This window comes from Planococcus shenhongbingii (assembly GCF_030413635.1).
GTDB classification, from domain to species: domain Bacteria; phylum Bacillota; class Bacilli; order Bacillales_A; family Planococcaceae; genus Planococcus; species Planococcus shenhongbingii.
The window spans coordinates 1,458,060-1,477,855 of record NZ_CP129235.1; the positions used below are offsets into that span (position 1 = coordinate 1,458,060).

Genomic DNA, 19,796 nt, shown 5'->3' on the forward strand with positions numbered 1-19,796 from the left:
AATGCCAAATGGAGTGAGTATATTGAGAAAAACAAAAATCGTCTGTACTATTGGACCAGCAAGTGAAACACCAGAACTTTTAGAGTCTTTAATCGAAGCCGGCATGAACGTTGCCCGTTTGAATTTTTCGCACGGCAACCATGAAGAGCATGCGGCGCGCATTCAGCGCATCCGCGAAGCGTCTGAAAAAACCGGTAAGATTATCGGGATTCTTCTGGATACAAAAGGCCCTGAAATTCGGACACATAATATGGAGAATAGTGGTATTGAATTGGCTACTGGACAATCGATTGCGATTTCAATGACTGAAGTATTGGGAACAAATGAAAAGTTTTCAATTACTTATGACCATTTGATTGAAGATGTAAGTGAAGGTTCTATCATTTTGCTCGACGATGGTTTGATTGAATTGCGTGTCACCAGCATTGATAAAGAGAATGGCTTAATTCACACAACCGTTGAAAATGCAGGAACGCTGAAGAGCAAAAAAGGCGTGAACGTGCCAGGCGTTTCAGTGCAATTGCCAGGCATCACAGAAAAAGATGCACAGGATATTCTATTTGGTATTGAACAGGGTGTTGACTTTATCGCCGCTTCTTTTGTCAGAAGATCTTCTGACGTTATGGAAATCCGTGAGTTGCTGGAGAATAATAATGGCTCCCACATCCACATCATTCCAAAAATCGAGAACCAGGAAGGTGTCGATAATATTGACGAAATCCTTATGGTTTCAGATGGTTTAATGGTAGCGCGCGGTGACTTAGGGGTGGAAATCCCAGCGGAAGTAGTGCCTATTGTCCAAAAATCTTTGATCGAAAAATGCAATAGTGCCGGCAAACCGGTTATTACCGCTACCCAAATGCTGGACTCCATGCAGCGCAATCCACGCCCGACTCGCGCCGAAGCAAGCGACGTTGCCAATGCGATCTTTGATGGCACGGATGCCATTATGTTGTCCGGAGAAACGGCAGCCGGTCTTTACCCAGTAGAGTCGGTCGAAACGATGCACCGCATTGCGATGACCACTGAAGATGCATTGAATTATAAGCAAATTGTATCGACGCGCAGAAAAGAAAAAGAGTCGAATATGACAGAAGCAATTGGCCAAGCTGTCGCTTACACAGCTTTGAATTTGAAAGTGAAAGCGATTATTGCTCCTACCGAAAGCGGACATACAGCAAGAATGATTTCCAAATATCGTCCAGGCGCCATGATTATTGCAGTTACTTCTTCTGATATTCCATCGAGAAACTTGACGCTAGTATGGGGAGTCCAGCCGATTGTTGGAACAAAAGTGGAATCTACGGATGAATTGCTTGAAAATGCGGTTGATGAAAGCTTGAAGCATCATTATGTAAAACATGGTGATTTAGTTGTCATTACTGCAGGTGTTCCAGTCGGACAAGCAGGAACAACCAATCTTATGAAAGTCCATATAATTGGCGACAGTATTGCCAAAGGCCAAGGAATTGGTAAATCAGTTGCGTACGGAAACACGCTCGTTATCAGAAATGCCGAAGAAGCTGCCGGTATTGATACGGAAGGCAAAATCATTGTGACAATCGGCACTGACCGGGACATGATGCCAGCTATCCAGAATTGCGCCGGGATCATTACAGAAGAAGGCGGCTTAACAAGCCATGCAGCTGTAGTGGGCTTAAGCCTTGGCATTCCGGTAATTGTCGGCGTGACAAATGCGACGTCGTTCATCCAAAATAACTACGATATTACAATTGATGCTGAAACCGGCATTATATACCACGGCCACGCTAGTGTTTTGTAACATCAGATTGGGAGGTCTTGTTGAACTATGAAATGGCTATTTTTAGCCCTGATTCTTGTTCCGACTCTTGAATTGGCCCTTCTTATCTGGGCTGGAGGGAAAATCGGCTTTTTTGTAACACTTGCCATTATTCTTGGAACTGGATTGCTCGGTGCTTATTTGGCGAAAAAGCAAGGTTTGAAGGCAATCCGGGATATCCAGGAGAGCTTCAGCCGGCTCCAGCCTCCTGGTGATCATTTGATGAACGCCGCCTTTGTTTTAGTTGGAGGCGTCTTATTACTGACTCCAGGTTTTATTTCAGATGCGATAGGTTTGACTCTGTTGTTTAAACCTACACAACTATTATATAAACCGCTGGTATATAAACTGATTCAGAAAAACATGAAAAACACTCGGGTTATCGTTCGGTAATTCCGAGTGTTTTTATCTCTTTTTAGGAAAAAATTATAAAAACAAGCGTTTTCATTCACAAAGCCTTCGAAATTGATTATAATGGCTAGGTAAGGGATTTGATTCAGATTCAAAAGCAAGAAAACCCATCATTCGGGCTTTTTTTTTGGAATGGTGAATTATACTGGAGAAGGAGCGATTAATATGACATCGGCAAAAGGTTTAGAAGGCGTAGTAGCAACTCAGTCAGCCATCAGTTCCATTATTGATGACACACTTACATACGTTGGCTACGATATCGATGATTTGGCAGACAATGCTAGTTTTGAAGAAGTAGTTTATCTTCTTTGGCATCAGCGTTTGCCAAAAGCAGATGAACTAGCAGAATTAAAACAGCAATTAGCGGATGATATGTCAGTGCCGCAGGAAGTGCTGGATCATTTTAAAACATACCCAATTACTAAAGTTCACCCAATGGCGGCTCTTCGCACTGCAGTTTCAATGCTTGGACTGTTTGATGAAGAAGCAGAAGATATGAGCACTGAAGCGAATTACCGTAAAGCGATTCGCATCCAAGCGAAAATTTCTACACTTGTTACTGCTTTCGGCCGTATCCGTAAAGGTGAAGAACCAGTCGCACCTAAGAGCGATTTAAGCTATGCTGCAAACTTCCTTTATATGCTTTCAGGCACTATGCCGGAAGATATTGAAGTGGAAGCATTCAACAAAGCGTTAGTGCTTCATGCAGACCACGAATTGAACGCATCAACATTTACTGCTCGCGTTGCAGTAGCTACATTGTCTGATGTTTACTCAGGCGTAACTGCGGCAATCGGCGCATTAAAAGGTCCATTGCACGGTGGAGCAAACGAACAGGTTATGAAAATGCTAACTGAAATCGGTTCTGTCGATAACGTTGATTCTTATATCAATGAAAAATTGGCGAATAAAGAAAAAATCATGGGCTTTGGACACCGCGTTTACCGCAAAGGCGATCCGCGTGCAAAACACTTGCGCGAAATGTCCCAAAAATTAACGAAAATCCGCAACGAAGAAAAATGGTACGAAATGTCGATACGCATTGAAGAAATCGTGACAGGACAAAAAAATCTTCCACCAAACGTGGATTTCTATTCTGCTTCTGTTTACCATTCTTTAAATATCGAACATGATTTGTTTACGCCGATCTTCGCTGTTTCACGCACATCCGGCTGGTTGGCGCACATTCTTGAGCAATATGCAGACAACCGTTTAATCCGCCCACGTGCTGAATACATCGGACCTGGTATGCAAACATACGTATCAATTGAAGAAAGATAATTAAGAAAAGCGGAAGCGGCCGTTAAGCTCCGACAGGCTTAAGACCCGAGGAGTTGGCCGCTGAAGTCTAGACAAGAAAAGTGGAAGCGCCTGTTTAGTCCCTGAAGGCTTTAAACCTCGAGGGATTAGGCGCTGCACGCATCAATCAAATAAACACCATAGGGCTAGCACATTGTGCAGCCCTATGAATTTGACCACAGGAGGCTATTACAAATGACTAACGGTGAAAAAATCTCAGTTGAAAATGGCGTATTAAACGTCCCAAACCAAGCAGTAATTCCTTTCATTATCGGTGACGGAACTGGTCCTGATATCTGGAATGCGGCATCACGCGTTCTTGAAGAAGCTGTCAACAAAGCTTATAACGGTGAAAAAGCAATCGTTTGGAAAGAAGTTCTTGCAGGGCAAAAAGCATTCGACGAAACAGGAGAATGGCTTCCACAGGAAACTCTTGATGTTATCAACGAATACTTGATCGCTATCAAAGGGCCTCTTACTACTCCAATCGGCGGCGGTATCCGTTCATTGAACGTAGCACTTCGCCAAGAGCTTGACCTTTACACTTGCTTGCGTCCTGTCCGTTACTTCGAAGGCGTACCTTCACCGGTTAAACGCCCAGAAGACACTGACATGGTGATTTTCCGTGAAAACACTGAAGATATCTATGCAGGCATCGAATATGCAAACGGTTCAGACGAAGTGAAAAAATTGATTGCTTTCCTTACTGACGAAATGGGCGTTAAAAACATCCGTTTCCCTGAATCATCAGGCATCGGCATCAAGCCGATCTCAGAAGAAGGAACAAAACGCCTTGTGCGCTCTGCGATCAACTACGCAATTTCTGAAGGCCGCGAGTCATTGACTTTGGTCCACAAAGGGAACATCATGAAATTCACTGAAGGAGCTTTCAAAAACTGGGGCTACGAAGTGGCTGAGCAAGAATTCGGCGATAAAGTATTTACTTGGAACCAATACGATGCGATTAAAGAAGAGCAAGGAACTGATGCTGCAAACAAAGCACAGGAAGAAGCTCTTGCTTCAGGAAAAATTCTTGTTAAAGATTCAATCGCTGATATCTTCCTTCAGCAAATCCTTACACGCCCAAGCGAGTTCGATGTTGTTGCAACAATGAACTTGAACGGAGATTACATCTCTGACGCTTTGGCTGCTCAAGTAGGCGGAATTGGTATCGCACCTGGTGCGAACATCAACTACGATACTGGACATGCGATTTTTGAAGCAACTCATGGTACAGCACCTAAATACGCTGGCCAAGATAAAGTAAACCCTTCTTCTGTTATTCTTTCAGGCGTATTAATGCTTGAACACCTTGGATGGGGCGAAGCTGCTAAATTGATCACGAATTCAATGGAGAAAACAATTGCTTCTAAAGTTGTGACTTACGACTTTGCACGTCTAATGGACGGCGCTAAAGAAGTGAAATGCTCTGAGTTCGCTGACGAATTAATTAAAAACTTGTAAGATAAGAGAGGGGGCAACCCCTCTTTTTTTTCATATAAATTAAAATTTTAACTATTCAGCTTATTTTTCAATGTCTATACTCCAGCGCCTAGCCCCTCGAGGTCGCTTCAGTCTTGAATCCATGGCTGAAAAGCGCCATGGCTTTCAAGCTTGAAAGCAGCTTGTCGGGGCTTGACAGGCGCTTGCGCTTTTCTTATTCAAAATCGAATCCAGAGGAGAGTTTTTATGACATTCAAACGTAAAAAGATTTCTGTAATCGGTTCGGGTTTTACTGGTGCGACCGCTGCATTCTTATTGGCTCAAAAAGAACTAGGCGATGTGGTGCTGGTCGATATCCCGCAAATGGAGAATCCGGCTAAAGGCAAGGCGCTTGATATGGCGGAAGCAGGTCCTGTCCAGGGATTCGATGCCCATATTTCAGGAACTGCCAGTTATGAGGATACAAAAGAATCTGATTTGGTCATCATTACTGCGGGCATCGCCAGAAAACCCGGAATGAGCCGTGATGACCTTGTCCAAACCAACCAGAAAATCATGAAATCTGTTACTGCTGAAATTGTAAAACATTCACCAAACACCACAATCATCGTTTTGACCAATCCGGTTGATGCCATGACTTATACTGTATTCCAGGAATCCGGCTTGCCAAAAGAGCGCGTCATCGGCCAGTCAGGGGTCCTGGATTCTGCACGCTTCCGTACATTTGTGGCGGAGGAGCTGAATGTTTCGGTAAAAGATGTCACTGGATTTGTTCTGGGTGGACATGGAGACGATATGGTGCCTTTGGTGCGTTATTCTTATGCAGGCGGTATTCCTTTAGAGACCCTTCTGCCAAAAGAACGGCTGGAAGAAATCGTTGCTCGCACGCGCAAAGGCGGAGCGGAAATCGTCAACTTGCTAGGCACTGGCTCAGCTTATTACGCACCAGCCGCTTCATTGGTGGAAATGGCAGAAGCCATTATTAAAGACCAGCGCCGTATATTACCCGCCATTGCCTATTTGGAAGGTGAATACGGCATGGAAGGCATTTACCTGGGCGTCCCGACGATTCTTGGAGCCGGTGGAATTGAAAAAATCATCGAGATTGATTTGAATGGCGAAGAGAAAGCGTTATTGGATAAATCAGCCGAATCTGTTAAGGCCGTTATGAAAGTGCTAACTTAATGACAGGACAATCGAGCAGGAGTAATTCTGCTCGATTTTTTGTTTTCAAGTACAGTTCCATGGAAAGTTTCCATGCACTTGCATTTTTATTATGGGCAGTTTCAGCGGGACTAATCGCAAAAGGCTAAACAACTGTTGCAGCAAAGCTTTTTAGCACTTATTGCAATTGAGCGGGTGCTTGCACTTTTATGACATTAATTGATACTATAAGAGTATCAAGATTTAGGAGGGAAACTTATTGTTGCTTGGAAAGAAGCGTAAACTAGGCCGGAAAGTCGAAGCTATGAATGTCGGTGAAAAGTTGAAGCTGACAGAGAAAATTGAAGACAAAGATCTTCTGCTTTATCTGGGTTTGACAAATGACGGAAACCCGCTGTATATTCAGCACGACTTCGCTTCACAAACCGTTTTTGAAAAGCCTGTTGTGCCTAATATTATGTTGACCGGCATTATCACTTCTGCCATTTCCAAATATTTGCCTGGTCCTGGGTCTTACATTAATGAACAACGCTTGAAGTTCAAGCAGCCTGTTTTTCATTACTCAACAATTGAGTTTTTGTTGGAAGTTACTGATGTGGATGTGAAAGACAACGAAGTCACCATTCGCATCGAAGCAACCAATGAAGAAGGAAATCTTGTAGTGGAAGGCACCGTTTTGGTCAATCCGCCGCAAATCATCAACCAGCTGACCACTCAAGCGATGGATAATTTCTAAAGCGGTTTGAAATGGGGGTTTCAAACTGAATGTGGAGGATGTTAAATGCTGAAGAAAATATTAATCATTGAAGATGAACACTCAATTGCTACTTTGTTATCGTATAATCTGGTCCAGGCAGGCTATGAAACCATGGTTGCCAACGACGGAAAAGAAGGGTTTGAATTGGCGATGAATGAAAATCCAGCGCTGATTCTGCTTGATTTAATGCTGCCTTCAATGGATGGAGTCGAAGTGTGCAAATCTTTGCGGCAACAAAAAGTCAATACACCGATCATCATGCTGACAGCAAAAGATGATGAGTTTGATAAAGTATTAGGCCTTGAATTAGGGGCGGACGACTATATGACGAAACCGTTTAGTCCGCGTGAAGTAGTAGCGCGTGTCAAAGCGGTCCTTAGACGTGCAGATCAGTCTGCTGCACAGTCCGGCAATCCATCAGCTGCACTAGCATTCGGTGGTTTAAAAGTGTTTCCTGAACAATTTGAAGTTTATTTGAATGAAGAGCAAATTGAATTCACTCCGAAAGAATTTGAACTTCTTGTGTATTTGATGGAAAATAAAAATCGTGTTTTGACACGGGATCAGCTGCTTAGCGCTGTGTGGAAATACGATTTTGCTGGCGATACTCGCATAGTAGATGTACATATCAGCCACTTGAGAGAAAAAATAGAAGAAAACAGCCGGAAACCGGTCTTCATTAAAACGATTAGAGGGCTTGGTTATAAATTCGAGGAGCCGAAAGCAGGATGAAATCATTTAGGCATCGATTGCTGACGACAATTCTGATTTGGATCGGTGTGCTGTTAGCTGGCCTTTTGATTGTAATTGGCCAGCTTTTTCCAATATATGCGGAAACCCATAATACAGCGGAGGTTTGGCTAATGCTGTTTTTTGTATTTGTGGTGGCGATGATTTTTTCAGCAATTATCGGCTATCGCATCATACAAGTGCAGGCATTGCCGGTTGAAAATGTTACTCAAACAGCGTTGGAACTGGCAAAAGGAAATTACCGTGCCCGGGCATTTGAATACAGCAATGTCGGAACGGTGGAATTAAGCTCCACAATCAATATTTTAGCTCGAAACTTGCAGGAAATTACCGCTATCCGTGAAATGGAGCAAGAACGCCTTAAAACTTTGATTGAGAATATGGGCAGCGCTTTAATTATGATTGACCGGCAAGGCGGTATAACACTCGTAAACCGGTCCTTTATGCAGGAGTTTCAGTTGGCGGCTGAAGATATTGATGGGAAATTTTATAAAGAAATCCGGATTCCATATGAATTGGAGCGTTTTATTGAACAAGTATTTATGACAGAAACTGCAGCCCGGAACCAGCTTGAATTCAAACAAGGCATCCATAGCAAACATATTGATGTTTATGGGGCACCGGTTCTTGGTGAACATGAACAATGGCTGGGGATTGTCATTGTTTCCCATGATATAACTGAATTGAAGCGGCTCGAACAAATTCGGAAAGATTTTGTGGCAAACGTCTCCCATGAACTTAGAACGCCAGTCACTTCCATTAAAGGATTCACAGAGACGCTTCTTGAGGGGGCTTACAAAGATCCAGCAACGGCATTTTCATTTTTAGAAATCATCGAAAAGGAAAGCAACCGGCTGGAAATGCTCATTAAAGATTTGCTTGAGTTATCGAAAGTCGAGCAAGCCGGCTTCCGAGTAGATGCAGTCCCCACTAATATGAAGAACCTCATTGAACGGGTTGGAGAAATAGTCGAAAGAAGGCTTGAAGAAAAAAATATTCAGTTGAAACTTCAGCTTGAACCAGTTATTGTACAAGGAGACCCTAACCGCCTTGTTCAAGTGATGATGAATTTGCTGGTCAATGCCATTTCGTATTCAACTTCCCGGACAGCCATTACCGTACGCCTTTACCAGCAAGACGGCGAAGCCGTTATAGAAGTTGAAGATCAGGGAATTGGCATTGAAGCGTCTGAAATCGGCCGGCTATTTGAGCGTTTTTACCGGGTCGACCGTGCGCGAAGCCGAAATTCAGGCGGCACCGGTCTGGGATTATCAATAGTGAAACATTTAATAGAGGCCCATCATGGAAATGTGAAAGTAGAAAGTGAAGTAGGAGTGGGAACCACTTTTACCATTCATTTGCCTTTAGCTAGTTAATTTTAGGAGGAACGTATGGATAATTTACCTTTTTTGCCGATTATTGTAGGAACAGATATGAACGCCTACAATATGGCAATTTCATTTCATGAAGCATATAATATCAACCCTGTTCTAATAGGAAAAGAGCCATTGTCTTTTACAGCGATGAGCACCATAACAACGAACATTGAACTTCGCTCAGGATTGGCAGATCCTGCACAGTTTTCGGAAATCCTTTGTGAAATCGCACACAAGTATAGAACGCCAGGAAAAACTTTGCTGCTTGTCGGCACCAATGATTTATACGTCCGTTTAATCATTGAAAATGCAGCGACATTAAAAGAGCATTTTGTCTTCAATTACATTACGGAAGATTTGATGAATCAGCTGCAGATGAAGTCGAGTTTCTATAGATTGTGCAAGGCATATGGCATCGATACGCCAACTACGTTTTTCTATGATTGCCGTTCCAAGCAGCCGTTTGATGAGCAGATGATGTATCCTGTCATTATTAAACCGAGCAATGGCATTGAATATAATCAGAACAAATTCGATGGCCAGCAGAAAGTTTATAAAGTTGAGAACCCGAGAGAACTTCAAGAAGTGATCCAAACGATTATTGCCAGCGGATACCAAGATGAATTGATTATCCAGGATTTTATTCCTGGAGACGATACATATATGTGGGATTCCGTCATCTATGCAAGTTCAAAAGGCAAAACGCAATTGGTGACATTCGCTCAAGTGGTATTGCAGGAGCACACGGTTACAGCTATCGGGAATTACACTGCGTTGATCACGCGTTTCAATAAAGACATGATGGTCAAGCTGCAGCATTTCCTAGAAGCGGTCGGTTACACCGGCTTTGCCAACTTTGATTTGAAATACGATGAACGGGACGGCAAATTCAAGGTTTTTGAAGTGAATATCCGCCAAGGGCGCTCCAGTTATTACGTGACTGCTTTAGGCCATAATATGGCTTCTTCTCTTGTCGATGACTTGATTTATGGAGTGGAAAAACCGGTCACGTATTTAAATGAAGAATTTTTGTTTACAGTTGTGCCGAAAATTGTGCTGCGCAAATTTGTCGACAATAAAGCCGTGCAGCGGGACATCAATCATTTATTGAAAAAAGGCAAATACGTCAACCCGTTGTTTTATAAGAAAGATACACATTTTAAACGCAAATTGTATTTATTCGCCCGCCAAGTTAATTATTATAAGAAATATAAAAACAACCAATGGTGAGATATTTACAGAATATTAACACTAGCTTCATATTCGGATGTTAAGGTTTAATAGAACCCCCTTCAACCGCATGAAGGGAAAGGAGCCCTCCCCGGGGCTCTTTTTCTTTTTGGCTAAAAATGAGTTGCTATCTGAAGTGAATAAATAAATAATCCTTTTAAATGCCGCTTTGGGTAAGGCAAAAACTTATATTTCTGCATTATACCTGCATCGCTGCGCTGCTTTATGGCAAAAACTTGGCCTCGCAAGCGTCGGCCAGTATCTTGCCTGCGGGAAAGCGAGTCGGCTTATTATAGTGAGTGTGTGAAACGTTGTAGAAGAGAGATAACATTCAATCATACTACGCTTAGATTTTCAATATCCCTAAATTCTGTAAGTGAATTTGGAATTAGCCTGAGCCTTCATTTCTTTTCTATTTGCCTGCGTGGTAAAATATAAGGAATGAAGGCTTATCTGCATTTATAAAATAAGCTCTAAGATTTTGGAAGTAAGCGTATGTAGTTTAGATGCCGGTATCAACGTTCTCGAGACTTTAAGTCTGCAGGAGCTAAACGGACGTCTGCGCTTTTCCTATTGAAAGGGGTAATATTGTGGCGAAGAAAATACTTTTATTGGATGGAAATAGTTTGGCGTATCGTGCATTTTTTGCCTTGCCGCTATTAACAAACGAACACGGAGTCCATACGAACGCAGTATACGGTTTTACAATGATGCTCCAAAAAATATTGGAGGAAGAAAAACCGACGCATATAGTTGTGGCATTTGATGCCGGGAAAACAACTTTCCGGCATGAGACGTTCAGTGAATATAAGGGCGGGCGCCAAAAAACACCACCCGAGTTATCGGAACAATTCCCTTATTTGCGGAAATTGATTGATGCCTACCGGATAAAGCGTTACGAATTGCCCAATTATGAAGCGGATGACATTATCGGTACGTTGAGTTTGGAAGCGGAAGAAGCTGGTGACGAAGTGATTGTCATTTCCGGAGATAAAGATTTAACGCAGCTTGCTTCTCCTTCAACGACGGTCTATATTACCCGTAAAGGAATCACCGATATTGAAAAATACACGGTTGACCACATTCAGGAAAAGTATGGCTTAACACCTCAGCAAATCATCGATATGAAAGGCTTAATGGGCGATGCTTCCGATAATATACCAGGAGTGCCGGGAGTCGGGGAAAAGACAGCCCTTAAGTTGCTGGCAGCCCATGGTTCAGTTGAAGGGGTATATGAAGCAATTGAACAGCAAAAAGGAAAATTGAAGGAAAAGCTGGTTGAAAACGAAGAACTTGCTTTGATCAGCAAAAAGCTGGCAACGATTGAACGCAATGCACCGATCGATATTAAAATTGATGAACTTGTGTATTCTGGACCAGACCACGATGAATTGGTCCAAGTCTGGAATGAGCTGGCATTTAAATCCTTATTGGAAAAGATGGAATATACAGCCGAAGAAACGGTTAAAGAAGAGCTGGAATTCGAAGTGCTGCAGGAAATAGATGCGGCTATTTTGGAAGATGAAATGGCAGTTCACTTGGAGTTATACGACGAGCAATACCATACTTGCGACTTGCTCGGAGTTTCACTGGCTACAGCAGCGAAGACCTATGTCGTTCCGATGGACGTGATCAAGCATTCCGAAGCTTTCAAAACATGGTTCCGTGACGATACCAAGAAAAAATACATGTCGGATTCCAAAGCGGCGACAGCAGCTTTCTATCGCTGCGGCATTGAAGTCGGCGGTGTCGATTTTGATTTGATGTTAGGCGCTTATATTGTCAACCCATCACTGACATATACAGATATGGCAAATATCGTACAGGAATATGGCTATACGGATGTTGCCCAGAACGAACAGATTTATGGCAAAGGAGCTAAAAAAGCCGTTCCGGAAGATTCGATTTTGAATGAACACATTGCCAGAAAAGCGCGCACCATTTGGGAAGTCCGCCCACTCGTGCTGAAAAAACTCGAGGAAAACGAGCAATTCGAATTGTACTATAATTTGGAATTGCCACTTGCAACAATATTAGGAGCGATGGAATCACTGGGAGTCAAAGTGGACAAAGAGCAACTTACGGCTATGGGAGAAGAACTGAGCCTGAAATTAGCCGAAATTGAAAAAAACATCCACTGGAGTGCCGGCGAAAAGTTTAACATCAATTCTCCAAAACAATTGGGAGTAATATTGTTTGAGAAACTGGGGTTGCCTGCTTTAAAGAAAACGAAGACCGGTTATTCAACAGCGGCAGATGTGCTCGAAAAACTGGAAGGGCAGCATGAAATCATTTCGCAGATTCTGATGTACCGCCAGCTCGGCAAAATCCTGTCTACTTATATAGAAGGTTTATTAAAGGAAATCCATGAAGACGGTAAAGTGCACACCCGTTTCCAGCAGGCATTGACCACTACCGGGCGCCTCAGTTCCATCAATCCCAATCTGCAGAACATTCCCGTTCGCTTGGAAGAAGGGCGTAAAATCCGTAAAGCGTTTGTACCGTCGGAACCAGGCTGGCTGATGGTCGCAGCGGATTATTCACAGATCGAATTGCGTGTCTTGGCAGATATGTCGAAAGACGAGAGCCTGATTGATGCTTTTAAGCATGATATGGACATCCATACGAAGACAGCAAGCGATGTTTTCCATGTGCCGATTGAGCAAGTGACGTCGGATATGCGCCGTGCCGCGAAAGCTGTTAACTTCGGCATTGTTTATGGCATCAGTGATTATGGTTTATCACAGAGCTTGAACATTACCCGGAAAGCAGCAGCGGAATTTATCGATACTTATTTAAAGAGTTTCCCGGGAGTTAAAAACTATATGGACTCCAGCATCCAATCAGCGAAGAAAAATGGGTTTGTTACGACGCTCATGAACCGGCGCCGGTATTTGACGGATATCAATAGTTCCAACTTTAACTTGCGCAGTTTTGCGGAGCGTACTGCAATGAACACCCCGATACAGGGAAGTGCAGCCGACATCATCAAAAAAGCGATGATCGATATGGCAGAAGCGCTCGAACGTGAAGGCTTGCAGACCCGCATGCTGCTTCAAGTACACGATGAATTGATATTCGAGGCGCCTCCTGAAGAACTTGAAAAATTGAAGGTTCTGGTGCCACAGATTATGGAAAATACTGTACAACTGAATGTGCCGCTAAAAGCGGATTTTGCATTCGGAGATACTTGGTACGATACGAAATGATAGGAGGGCTTGCAGATGCCTGAACTTCCAGAAGTGGAAGGCGTCGTTCGCCTGATTCGCCCGGCCGCCATTGGGAAAAAGATTCGCGAAGTATTTGTTTCAGATACCATCCGCGTGTCCAAAACGAATGGAAAAGAAGCCATTATTAAAAAGATGGAAGCTGATTCGTTTATCGACAGCTTGATCGGAGCACAGATTATCAGCGTTGAACGTCGCAGCAAATATATTTATTTTACGTTGAAAACAGAAGAAGAATTTTTACTGGTCAACCATTTGGGAATGTCAGGGGCATGGTTTTATGTCGATAGCCTAATGGCGATCAATGAAGAGAAATTCAGGCGCCATGTCCATGTTGTGCTGACTCTGAGTGATGGCAATTTACTTGCCTACTCGGATATACGGCGTTTCGGGGAAATGAGAGTATTGAAGGAAGAAGCGGATTATCCTCCGCTTCTTTTAATGGCGCCGGAACCATTTGCAGAAGGGGCATTGGAACATTTCCTGCAGCTGGCAGACAGTCCGAAATATAAAAACAAAGCGATTAAAGAAGTGATTATGGATGGCCAGGTTATTTCCGGCTGCGGCAATATTTATGCCACAGAAGCGCTTTACAAAATGAAGATTCACCCGAACCGGGCAGCTGGCAGAATAAGCCGGATCCGGAAAGTGCAATTATTTGAAGCGATTGTCGCCATTTTGCTGGAAAGCATCGAAGCTGGCGGCAGTACGATATCGGATTACCGGAATATAAACGGGGAATCCGGCAGTATGCAGAATCGTTTCGGAATGTATGGAAAAAAACAATGCATGGTATGCGGCAGCACGACGAAATCACTGAAAATCGGTGGAAGGACTTCTGTGTATTGCCCAACCTGCCAAAAGTGAGGTCATGAGATGATAATCGGTTTAACCGGAAGTATTGCCAGCGGAAAAAGCACCGTATCTGAAATGCTGAAAGAATTGGGGTATCCCATTGTAGATGCTGATAAAGTGGCCCGTCTCGTCGTAGAGCCGGGAAGCGAAACACTGCAGGAAATTGAAGCATTATTCGGCAAAGAAATCATTCTTCCGGATGGCAGCATGGACCGGAAAAAAGTTGGCGAATTGATTTTCAACGATCCGGCAAGCCGAAAAAAATTGAACGATGTGATTCATCCTGCAATACGGGTGGAAATGATCAGGCAGCGATCCGAATTACTCAACAACGGCCATGAAATTGTCATCATGGATATACCGCTCCTTTTTGAAAGCCGGCTGCAGCATATGGTCGATAAAGTTCTCGTAGTCAGCGTGACGGAAGAAAATCAGTTGAAACGCCTGATGGAACGCAATGGTTTAACCGAAAAAGAGGCGAAAGCCCGCATTTCTTCACAGTTGCCGATGTCGGTAAAAGAAGAAGGTGCGGATGCCGTCATCTACAATAATGGCGCAATTGAAGAGACCAAATGGCAGTTAAATCGCATTTTGGAACAGTGGAGAGAAAAAAGTACAGAAGAATGATAATTCATACTACTTTAAGGTTCCAGATTCCGTAAAATGTGTTATACTATATAACGAATTAAAAATTTAAGTATAACTTATTTAATTGGAGGACTCGTACATGACAGTTTCTATTGCGATTAACGGATTTGGCCGTATTGGCCGCATGGTTTTCAGACAGGCTATTCTAATGGATGACATCACGATTGCAGCTGTTAATGCCAGCTACCCTGCTGAAACTTTAGCGCATTTGATTAAGTATGACACAAATCACGGAACCTTCGATGGCGACGTCTCTGCAGAAGGAGATGCATTAATCGTCAACGGTAAACGGGTTCAACTCGTCAATGAACGAGATCCTTTAAAACTGCCATGGAAAGCAATGGGCATTGATATCGTTATTGAAGCGACAGGGAAATTCAATTCCCGGGAGCAAGCTGGCCTTCATTTGGACGCAGGTGCAAAAAAAGTTATCTTGTCTGCTCCAGGCAAAAATGTCGATATCACGATTGTCATGGGAGTAAATGATGATAAATTGGAAATTGAGAAACACGATGTCATTTCCAATGCCAGCTGCACGACGAATTGCTTGGCACCAGTAGCTAAAGTGTTGCATGATGCATTCGGCATTGAAAATGGCTTAATGACAACTATTCATTCATTCACGAATGACCAGAGAAATTTAGACAATCCGCATAAAGATTTACGCCGTGCCCGTGCTTGTGGACAGTCGATTATTCCGACTTCGACGGGTGCTGCGAAAGCGCTCTCTTTAGTTCTTCCTGAACTTGATGGCAAACTGCATGGCATGTCGCTTCGCGTGCCAACACCGAACGTATCTCTTGTCGATTTAGTGGTTGATCTTGAACAAGATGTAACAATTGAAGAAGTTAACGAAGCGTTTATCAGAGCCTCTGAAGGAAATCTGAAAGGAATTCTCAGCTTGACGATGGAGCCGCTTGTTTCGGTTGATTTTAATACAACAACTCAATCTGCCATCATTGATGGATTATCCACGATGGTGATCGGAGACCGCAAAGTAAAAGTTTTGGCTTGGTACGATAATGAGTGGGGTTATTCGGCACGAGTGGTTGACTTAGCGAAAAAAGTAGCAAAATCAATCGTTTATGTTTGATAATTAATAGAAGCCGCATCCCGTATATAACAGGGATGCGGCTTTTTTATGAAAAAATTTCCTGAAAAAAATAATAAATTTTAAGTAATATTTATTGCATTTCAATTCAATACATCATATACTAACATTCGTAGCCAAAAACGGCTGCGAACTTCTTCGTTACCAATGCTTATATGGCAACGGATGGAGCAATCTTTATTCACATGACTGCTTAAAGGGTTAGGACCTCTTTGGACTAACTTTCCCCCGTGGTAGTCAACTTTGAATATTTTGCGCACAAAACAAAATGATATCAAAGGGGGAAACGAACCATGGAAACAATGGGACGTCACGTAATTGCAGAACTTTGGCAGTGTGATTTTGACAAATTAAACGATATGGATTTTATCGAGCAGACTTTTGTTGATGCAGCACTGAAATCCGGAGCGGAAGTCAGAGAAGTAGCTTTTCATAAATTTGCACCTCAAGGCGTAAGCGGTGTGGTCATCATTTCTGAATCTCACTTAACGATCCACAGCTTCCCGGAACACGGATACGCAAGTATCGATGTATATACTTGTGGAGACCTTGATCCGACAATTGCAGCGAATTATATCGCAGAAGCACTTAATTCCGGTACACGGGAATTTGTAGAAGTGCCTCGCGGAATGGGTCCGGTCAGTGTTGGAAAAGCCAAAGTTTCAGTAAATGCATAATCCATTTAACATGAAAACAACGAGCAGAGGATAAAATCCTCTGCTTTTTCTATTTTACAGAAGAAATTTTGTTATACTAGATAGAGCAGATACAAAGTTTAGGGAGATGTCAAAATGAAATGTCCAGCTTGCCAGCATAATGGTACACGCGTAGTTGACTCGCGGCCAGTCGATGATAATAAGTCCATAAGAAGGCGCCGGGAATGTGAATCCTGCGGTTACCGCTATACCACTTTTGAAAAAGTGGAAGAAATGCCTTTGATTGTTGTCAAAAAAGATGGTTCCCGTGAAGAGTTCAGCCGCGAGAAAGTATTAAGAGGATTGATCCGGGCATGCGAAAAACGGCCTGTTCCGCTGGAAGTGTTAGAACAAGTAGTTTTCGATATTGAAAAAACGCTTCGGCGCACTGGAAATGCTGAAGTTAAATCCGAAGATGTCGGGGAACTGGTGATGGACCGCTTGGCGGGCATCGATGAAGTTGCCTATGTCCGTTTTGCTTCCGTTTACCGCCAGTTCAAAGACATTACGGTGTTTATTGACGAATTGAAGGATTTACTGAAAAAGAATCCAGAAGACAAGAAATCTGAGTAAGGCGGTGGACCATGTCTGCACTATATAAAGAACTTCAAGCTGCGGATTCGTTTAAAATTCGGTTGCCGTATCCATTTTCCAATTATGACCGCCAATTATTGACCTTGCTGTATCAGCCGCTGATCGGTGCGGAAGCTGTCTCTTTTTATATGACGCTGTGGGCTGAAGGGGAAGAAGCAAAAGAAGAAGCGACTCATTATACATTGATGAATATTCTCGGCATTCCGATTGCCAAAATCTTTGAAGCGCGCATTCAATTGGAGGCGATCGGTTTGCTGAGAACTTATCGCAAAGACACTGAAAACCGTACTTTCATCTATGATCTATGCCCTCCGCTTGATCCAAAAAGCTTTTTCATGGATCCCTTGCTGTCGATGTTTCTATTCAGCAAAATAGGGGAGTCTGCTTACCGGAAAGTGAGAGACCGTTTTATGATACATACGGAAATAGGCGAAGGCTACGAAGAAGTTTCCCGCACATTCACGGATATTTATCAGCCCGTCCATGCAAAAGCCGGATATCCTACGGAACAGCCGGATTTGCAAGAGCGCAAAAACGGCAGCTACCAAACCGATTCAGACTTTGATTTCGGCTTGCTGCGGCAAGGGTTGTCAGAACAGCTGGTGCCAAAAAGGGTATTGACGGCTACGATAAAAGACACCATTGCAAAACTGGCGTTTCTATACAGCTGGGGACCGCTTGATATGCAAAAAGTGATTTTATTGGCGATTGATGATGATTATAAGCTGACCACCGATGGAATAAAAAAGGCGGCATCTGAATATTATAAATTGACAGTGGCGACAACAGCGCCGCAATTAGTCCAGGCCCACAAAACTGAACCGAAGATTGTGGAAAAGCCGAAAACGAGACAAGATGAGCTGATCTTGTATTTGGAATCTGCATCACCTGTAGAAGTGCTTCGTGATATTGCAAACGGCAAAGAACCGCTGCCGGCAGATGTCCAATTGGCCAATCAGCTTGTGCTGCAATATGGAATGGAGCCGGCAGTGGTCAATGTGCTGCTGCAATACGTTCTGCTTCGGACCGATATGAAACTGACCAAAGCCTATGTTGAAAAAATTGCATCCCATTGGCTGCGCAAAAACGTTACGACAGCGAAAGATGCGATGGAACTAGCGCGTACTGAACACGAGCAGTACGTTAAATGGAAATCGGAAGGTTCTCCAACTGCGGCATCGAGAAGTACAGCTAAATCAAGCAGGAAACCAGTGAGGGAAGAAAAATTGCCTGAATGGTTTTATCAAAAAGATGAGGCTCCTGCAGGTAAAGGTGAACCGAAAAATGATAAATTGGAAGTGGAAAAACAAAAACTTCTCGCAAAACTTGCGCTGAAGAAAGGTAAAGGTGATTAAATGGAGCCGATTCGCGAAACGCTGAAACGGGTAGTGAATGCCCCTGCTTTTTCAGAACGCTATAATGATATGCGGAAAGAAGTGCTGGAACATCCAGGTGTTCAAAAGTTCCTGGAAGACCATTCGGCGGATATCGACAAAAGCATTGTTGATAAAGGACTTGGAAAGCTATACGAGTATATCAATCAATCGCATGATTGCAATAAATGCCCCAGTCTAGGAAACTGCATCAATACGCTAAAAGGCTTTGAACCGAATCTGGTTCTGGAACGCGGCAATATCGGCATTGCCTATACGCCTTGTCGATTAAAAAATGAGCATGACAATAAACGCCGTGCTTCTTCAATGATACACAGCATGTATATGCCAAAAGAAGTGCTGCAGGCGACTTTTTCAGATTTTGAACCGGATGCGAGAAGAATGGAAGCGTTTCTTGCGGCAGGCGACTTTTTGGAAAAAGCAACCGGTCCAGATAACCTTCCTGAAAAAGGGCTATTTCTCTACGGCAAATTCGGTGTCGGCAAATCGTATTTACTAAGTGCTATGGCAAATGAACTTGCCGAAATGGGCGTCAAAACCGTGCTGGTATTTGTGCCGGAATTTATGCGCGAGATGAAGCAGGCGATCGGCGATCAGACATTGCAGGAAAAAGTGGATTATGTAAAAAAAGCGGACGTCCTGATGCTTGATGATATCGGCGCGGAAGCGATGTCGAGCTGGACGCGAGATGAAGTGCTCGGAACCATCCTGCATTACCGCATGGCAGAAAGGCTGCCGACTTTCATGACGTCCAATTTCAGCTACTCCGAACTTCAGCATCATCTGACTTACTCGCAGCGCGGCGAAAAAGAAGATTTAAAAGCGGCGCGTGTCATGGAACGCATCCGTGCCTTGACGATTCCAGTAAAATTGGATGGTCCAAATAGAAGAAATTAATAAAGAAAAGCGGAAATGGCCGTTCAAGTAAGTGCTTTTCTTTGAACAGGTGGTTGCGTTTTTGATTTTTTAGCAGTATAGTAAAAATAATCGAACTATGATTTAAAATGCTTTGACAAGGACAATAGCGGAATTGTACGACTT

Annotated in this window: 17 protein-coding genes and 1 other annotated feature (1 of these 18 only partly in view); all 17 genes read left to right on the top strand. The window is 43.2% G+C overall.

Features of this window, described 5'->3' with window-relative positions:
• Window positions 1–22: 22 nt before the first annotated feature.
• Window positions 23–1,783, top strand: a complete 1,761-nt coding sequence (gene pyk / locus QWY16_RS07250; protein WP_300992293.1) for a pyruvate kinase — start codon at window positions 23–25, stop codon at window positions 1,781–1,783.
• Window positions 1,784–1,810: 27 nt separating this feature from the next.
• Window positions 1,811–2,194 carry an FxsA family protein gene (locus QWY16_RS07255; RefSeq protein ID WP_300992294.1) on the top strand — a complete coding sequence of 128 codons (384 nt, stop codon included), beginning with the start codon at window positions 1,811–1,813 and terminating at the stop codon, window positions 2,192–2,194.
• A gap of 183 nt (window positions 2,195–2,377) precedes the next feature.
• On the top strand, window positions 2,378–3,493 hold the full coding sequence (gene citZ, locus QWY16_RS07260; RefSeq protein ID WP_300992295.1) for a citrate synthase: 1,116 nt from the start codon (window positions 2,378–2,380) through the stop codon (window positions 3,491–3,493).
• Between the two features lie 213 nt (window positions 3,494–3,706).
• Window positions 3,707–4,975 carry an NADP-dependent isocitrate dehydrogenase gene (icd, locus tag QWY16_RS07265; RefSeq protein WP_300992296.1) on the top strand — a complete coding sequence of 423 codons (1,269 nt, stop codon included), beginning with the start codon at window positions 3,707–3,709 and terminating at the stop codon, window positions 4,973–4,975.
• A gap of 225 nt (window positions 4,976–5,200) precedes the next feature.
• A complete protein-coding gene (gene mdh, locus QWY16_RS07270) occupies window positions 5,201–6,139 on the top strand; it encodes a malate dehydrogenase (RefSeq protein WP_300992297.1) in 939 nt (312 codons plus the stop codon).
• A 238-nt stretch (window positions 6,140–6,377) separates the two neighbouring features.
• Window positions 6,378–6,854: a MaoC/PaaZ C-terminal domain-containing protein gene (locus QWY16_RS07275; RefSeq protein WP_300992298.1), complete on the top strand. Its 477-nt coding sequence runs from the start codon at window positions 6,378–6,380 to the stop codon at window positions 6,852–6,854.
• Window positions 6,855–6,899: 45 nt separating this feature from the next.
• Window positions 6,900–7,607, top strand: coding sequence for a response regulator transcription factor (locus QWY16_RS07280; RefSeq protein ID WP_300992299.1), 708 nt, complete (start codon window positions 6,900–6,902; stop codon window positions 7,605–7,607).
• Window positions 7,604–9,001 (top strand): two-component system histidine kinase PnpS, encoded by a 1,398-nt coding sequence (gene pnpS, locus QWY16_RS07285; protein ID WP_300992300.1) that lies wholly within the window; start codon window positions 7,604–7,606, stop codon window positions 8,999–9,001. The genes QWY16_RS07280 and pnpS overlap by 4 nt, the downstream gene beginning before the upstream one ends.
• 15 nt (window positions 9,002–9,016) lie before the next feature.
• Window positions 9,017–10,231: a carboxylate--amine ligase gene (locus tag QWY16_RS07290; RefSeq protein WP_300992301.1), complete on the top strand. Its 1,215-nt coding sequence runs from the start codon at window positions 9,017–9,019 to the stop codon at window positions 10,229–10,231.
• 587 nt (window positions 10,232–10,818) lie between these two features.
• Complete coding sequence (gene polA, locus QWY16_RS07295; RefSeq protein ID WP_300993331.1) at window positions 10,819–13,440, top strand: DNA polymerase I; 2,622 nt, start codon at window positions 10,819–10,821, stop codon at window positions 13,438–13,440.
• 15 nt (window positions 13,441–13,455) lie between these two features.
• Window positions 13,456–14,325 (top strand): bifunctional DNA-formamidopyrimidine glycosylase/DNA-(apurinic or apyrimidinic site) lyase, encoded by an 870-nt coding sequence (gene mutM, locus QWY16_RS07300; protein ID WP_300992302.1) that lies wholly within the window; start codon window positions 13,456–13,458, stop codon window positions 14,323–14,325.
• 9 nt (window positions 14,326–14,334) lie between these two features.
• Window positions 14,335–14,940: a dephospho-CoA kinase gene (coaE, locus tag QWY16_RS07305; RefSeq protein ID WP_300992303.1), complete on the top strand. Its 606-nt coding sequence runs from the start codon at window positions 14,335–14,337 to the stop codon at window positions 14,938–14,940.
• Between the two features lie 100 nt (window positions 14,941–15,040).
• Entirely contained in the window at window positions 15,041–16,054 is a 1,014-nt protein-coding gene (locus QWY16_RS07310; RefSeq protein ID WP_300992304.1) for a glyceraldehyde-3-phosphate dehydrogenase, read from the top strand.
• A gap of 311 nt (window positions 16,055–16,365) precedes the next feature.
• On the top strand, window positions 16,366–16,749 hold the full coding sequence (gene speD / locus QWY16_RS07315; protein WP_300992305.1) for an adenosylmethionine decarboxylase: 384 nt from the start codon (window positions 16,366–16,368) through the stop codon (window positions 16,747–16,749).
• A 114-nt stretch (window positions 16,750–16,863) separates the two neighbouring features.
• A complete protein-coding gene (nrdR, locus tag QWY16_RS07320) occupies window positions 16,864–17,340 on the top strand; it encodes a transcriptional regulator NrdR (protein ID WP_300992306.1) in 477 nt (158 codons plus the stop codon).
• A gap of 11 nt (window positions 17,341–17,351) precedes the next feature.
• Window positions 17,352–18,716 carry a replication initiation and membrane attachment family protein gene (locus QWY16_RS07325; RefSeq protein ID WP_300992307.1) on the top strand — a complete coding sequence of 455 codons (1,365 nt, stop codon included), beginning with the start codon at window positions 17,352–17,354 and terminating at the stop codon, window positions 18,714–18,716.
• The gene (gene dnaI / locus QWY16_RS07330) at window positions 18,717–19,652 is read left to right on the top strand and encodes a primosomal protein DnaI (protein WP_300992308.1); all 936 of its coding nucleotides are present in this window, start codon (window positions 18,717–18,719) and stop codon (window positions 19,650–19,652) included.
• Between the two features lie 103 nt (window positions 19,653–19,755).
• Window positions 19,756–19,796: a binding site (T-box leader), on the top strand; it runs 195 nt beyond the window's last position.

Excerpts from the sequence above, each read along its gene's own strand:
- QWY16_RS07255 (WP_300992294.1), top strand. The coding sequence starts at position 1,811 with ATGAAATGGCTATTTTTAGCCCTGATTCTTGTTCCGACTCTTGAATTG.
- citZ (WP_300992295.1), top strand. The coding sequence starts at position 2,378 with ATGACATCGGCAAAAGGTTTAGAAGGCGTAGTAGCAACTCAGTCAGCC.
- icd (WP_300992296.1), top strand. The coding sequence starts at position 3,707 with ATGACTAACGGTGAAAAAATCTCAGTTGAAAATGGCGTATTAAACGTC.
- mdh (WP_300992297.1), top strand. The coding sequence starts at position 5,201 with ATGACATTCAAACGTAAAAAGATTTCTGTAATCGGTTCGGGTTTTACT.
- QWY16_RS07280 (WP_300992299.1), top strand. The coding sequence starts at position 6,900 with ATGCTGAAGAAAATATTAATCATTGAAGATGAACACTCAATTGCTACT.
- pnpS (WP_300992300.1), top strand. The coding sequence starts at position 7,604 with ATGAAATCATTTAGGCATCGATTGCTGACGACAATTCTGATTTGGATC.
- QWY16_RS07290 (WP_300992301.1), top strand. The coding sequence starts at position 9,017 with ATGGATAATTTACCTTTTTTGCCGATTATTGTAGGAACAGATATGAAC.
- mutM (WP_300992302.1), top strand. The coding sequence starts at position 13,456 with ATGCCTGAACTTCCAGAAGTGGAAGGCGTCGTTCGCCTGATTCGCCCG.
- coaE (WP_300992303.1), top strand. The coding sequence starts at position 14,335 with ATGATAATCGGTTTAACCGGAAGTATTGCCAGCGGAAAAAGCACCGTA.
- QWY16_RS07310 (WP_300992304.1), top strand. The coding sequence starts at position 15,041 with ATGACAGTTTCTATTGCGATTAACGGATTTGGCCGTATTGGCCGCATG.
- speD (WP_300992305.1), top strand. The coding sequence starts at position 16,366 with ATGGAAACAATGGGACGTCACGTAATTGCAGAACTTTGGCAGTGTGAT.
- nrdR (WP_300992306.1), top strand. The coding sequence starts at position 16,864 with ATGAAATGTCCAGCTTGCCAGCATAATGGTACACGCGTAGTTGACTCG.
- QWY16_RS07325 (WP_300992307.1), top strand. The coding sequence starts at position 17,352 with ATGTCTGCACTATATAAAGAACTTCAAGCTGCGGATTCGTTTAAAATT.
- dnaI (WP_300992308.1), top strand. The coding sequence starts at position 18,717 with ATGGAGCCGATTCGCGAAACGCTGAAACGGGTAGTGAATGCCCCTGCT.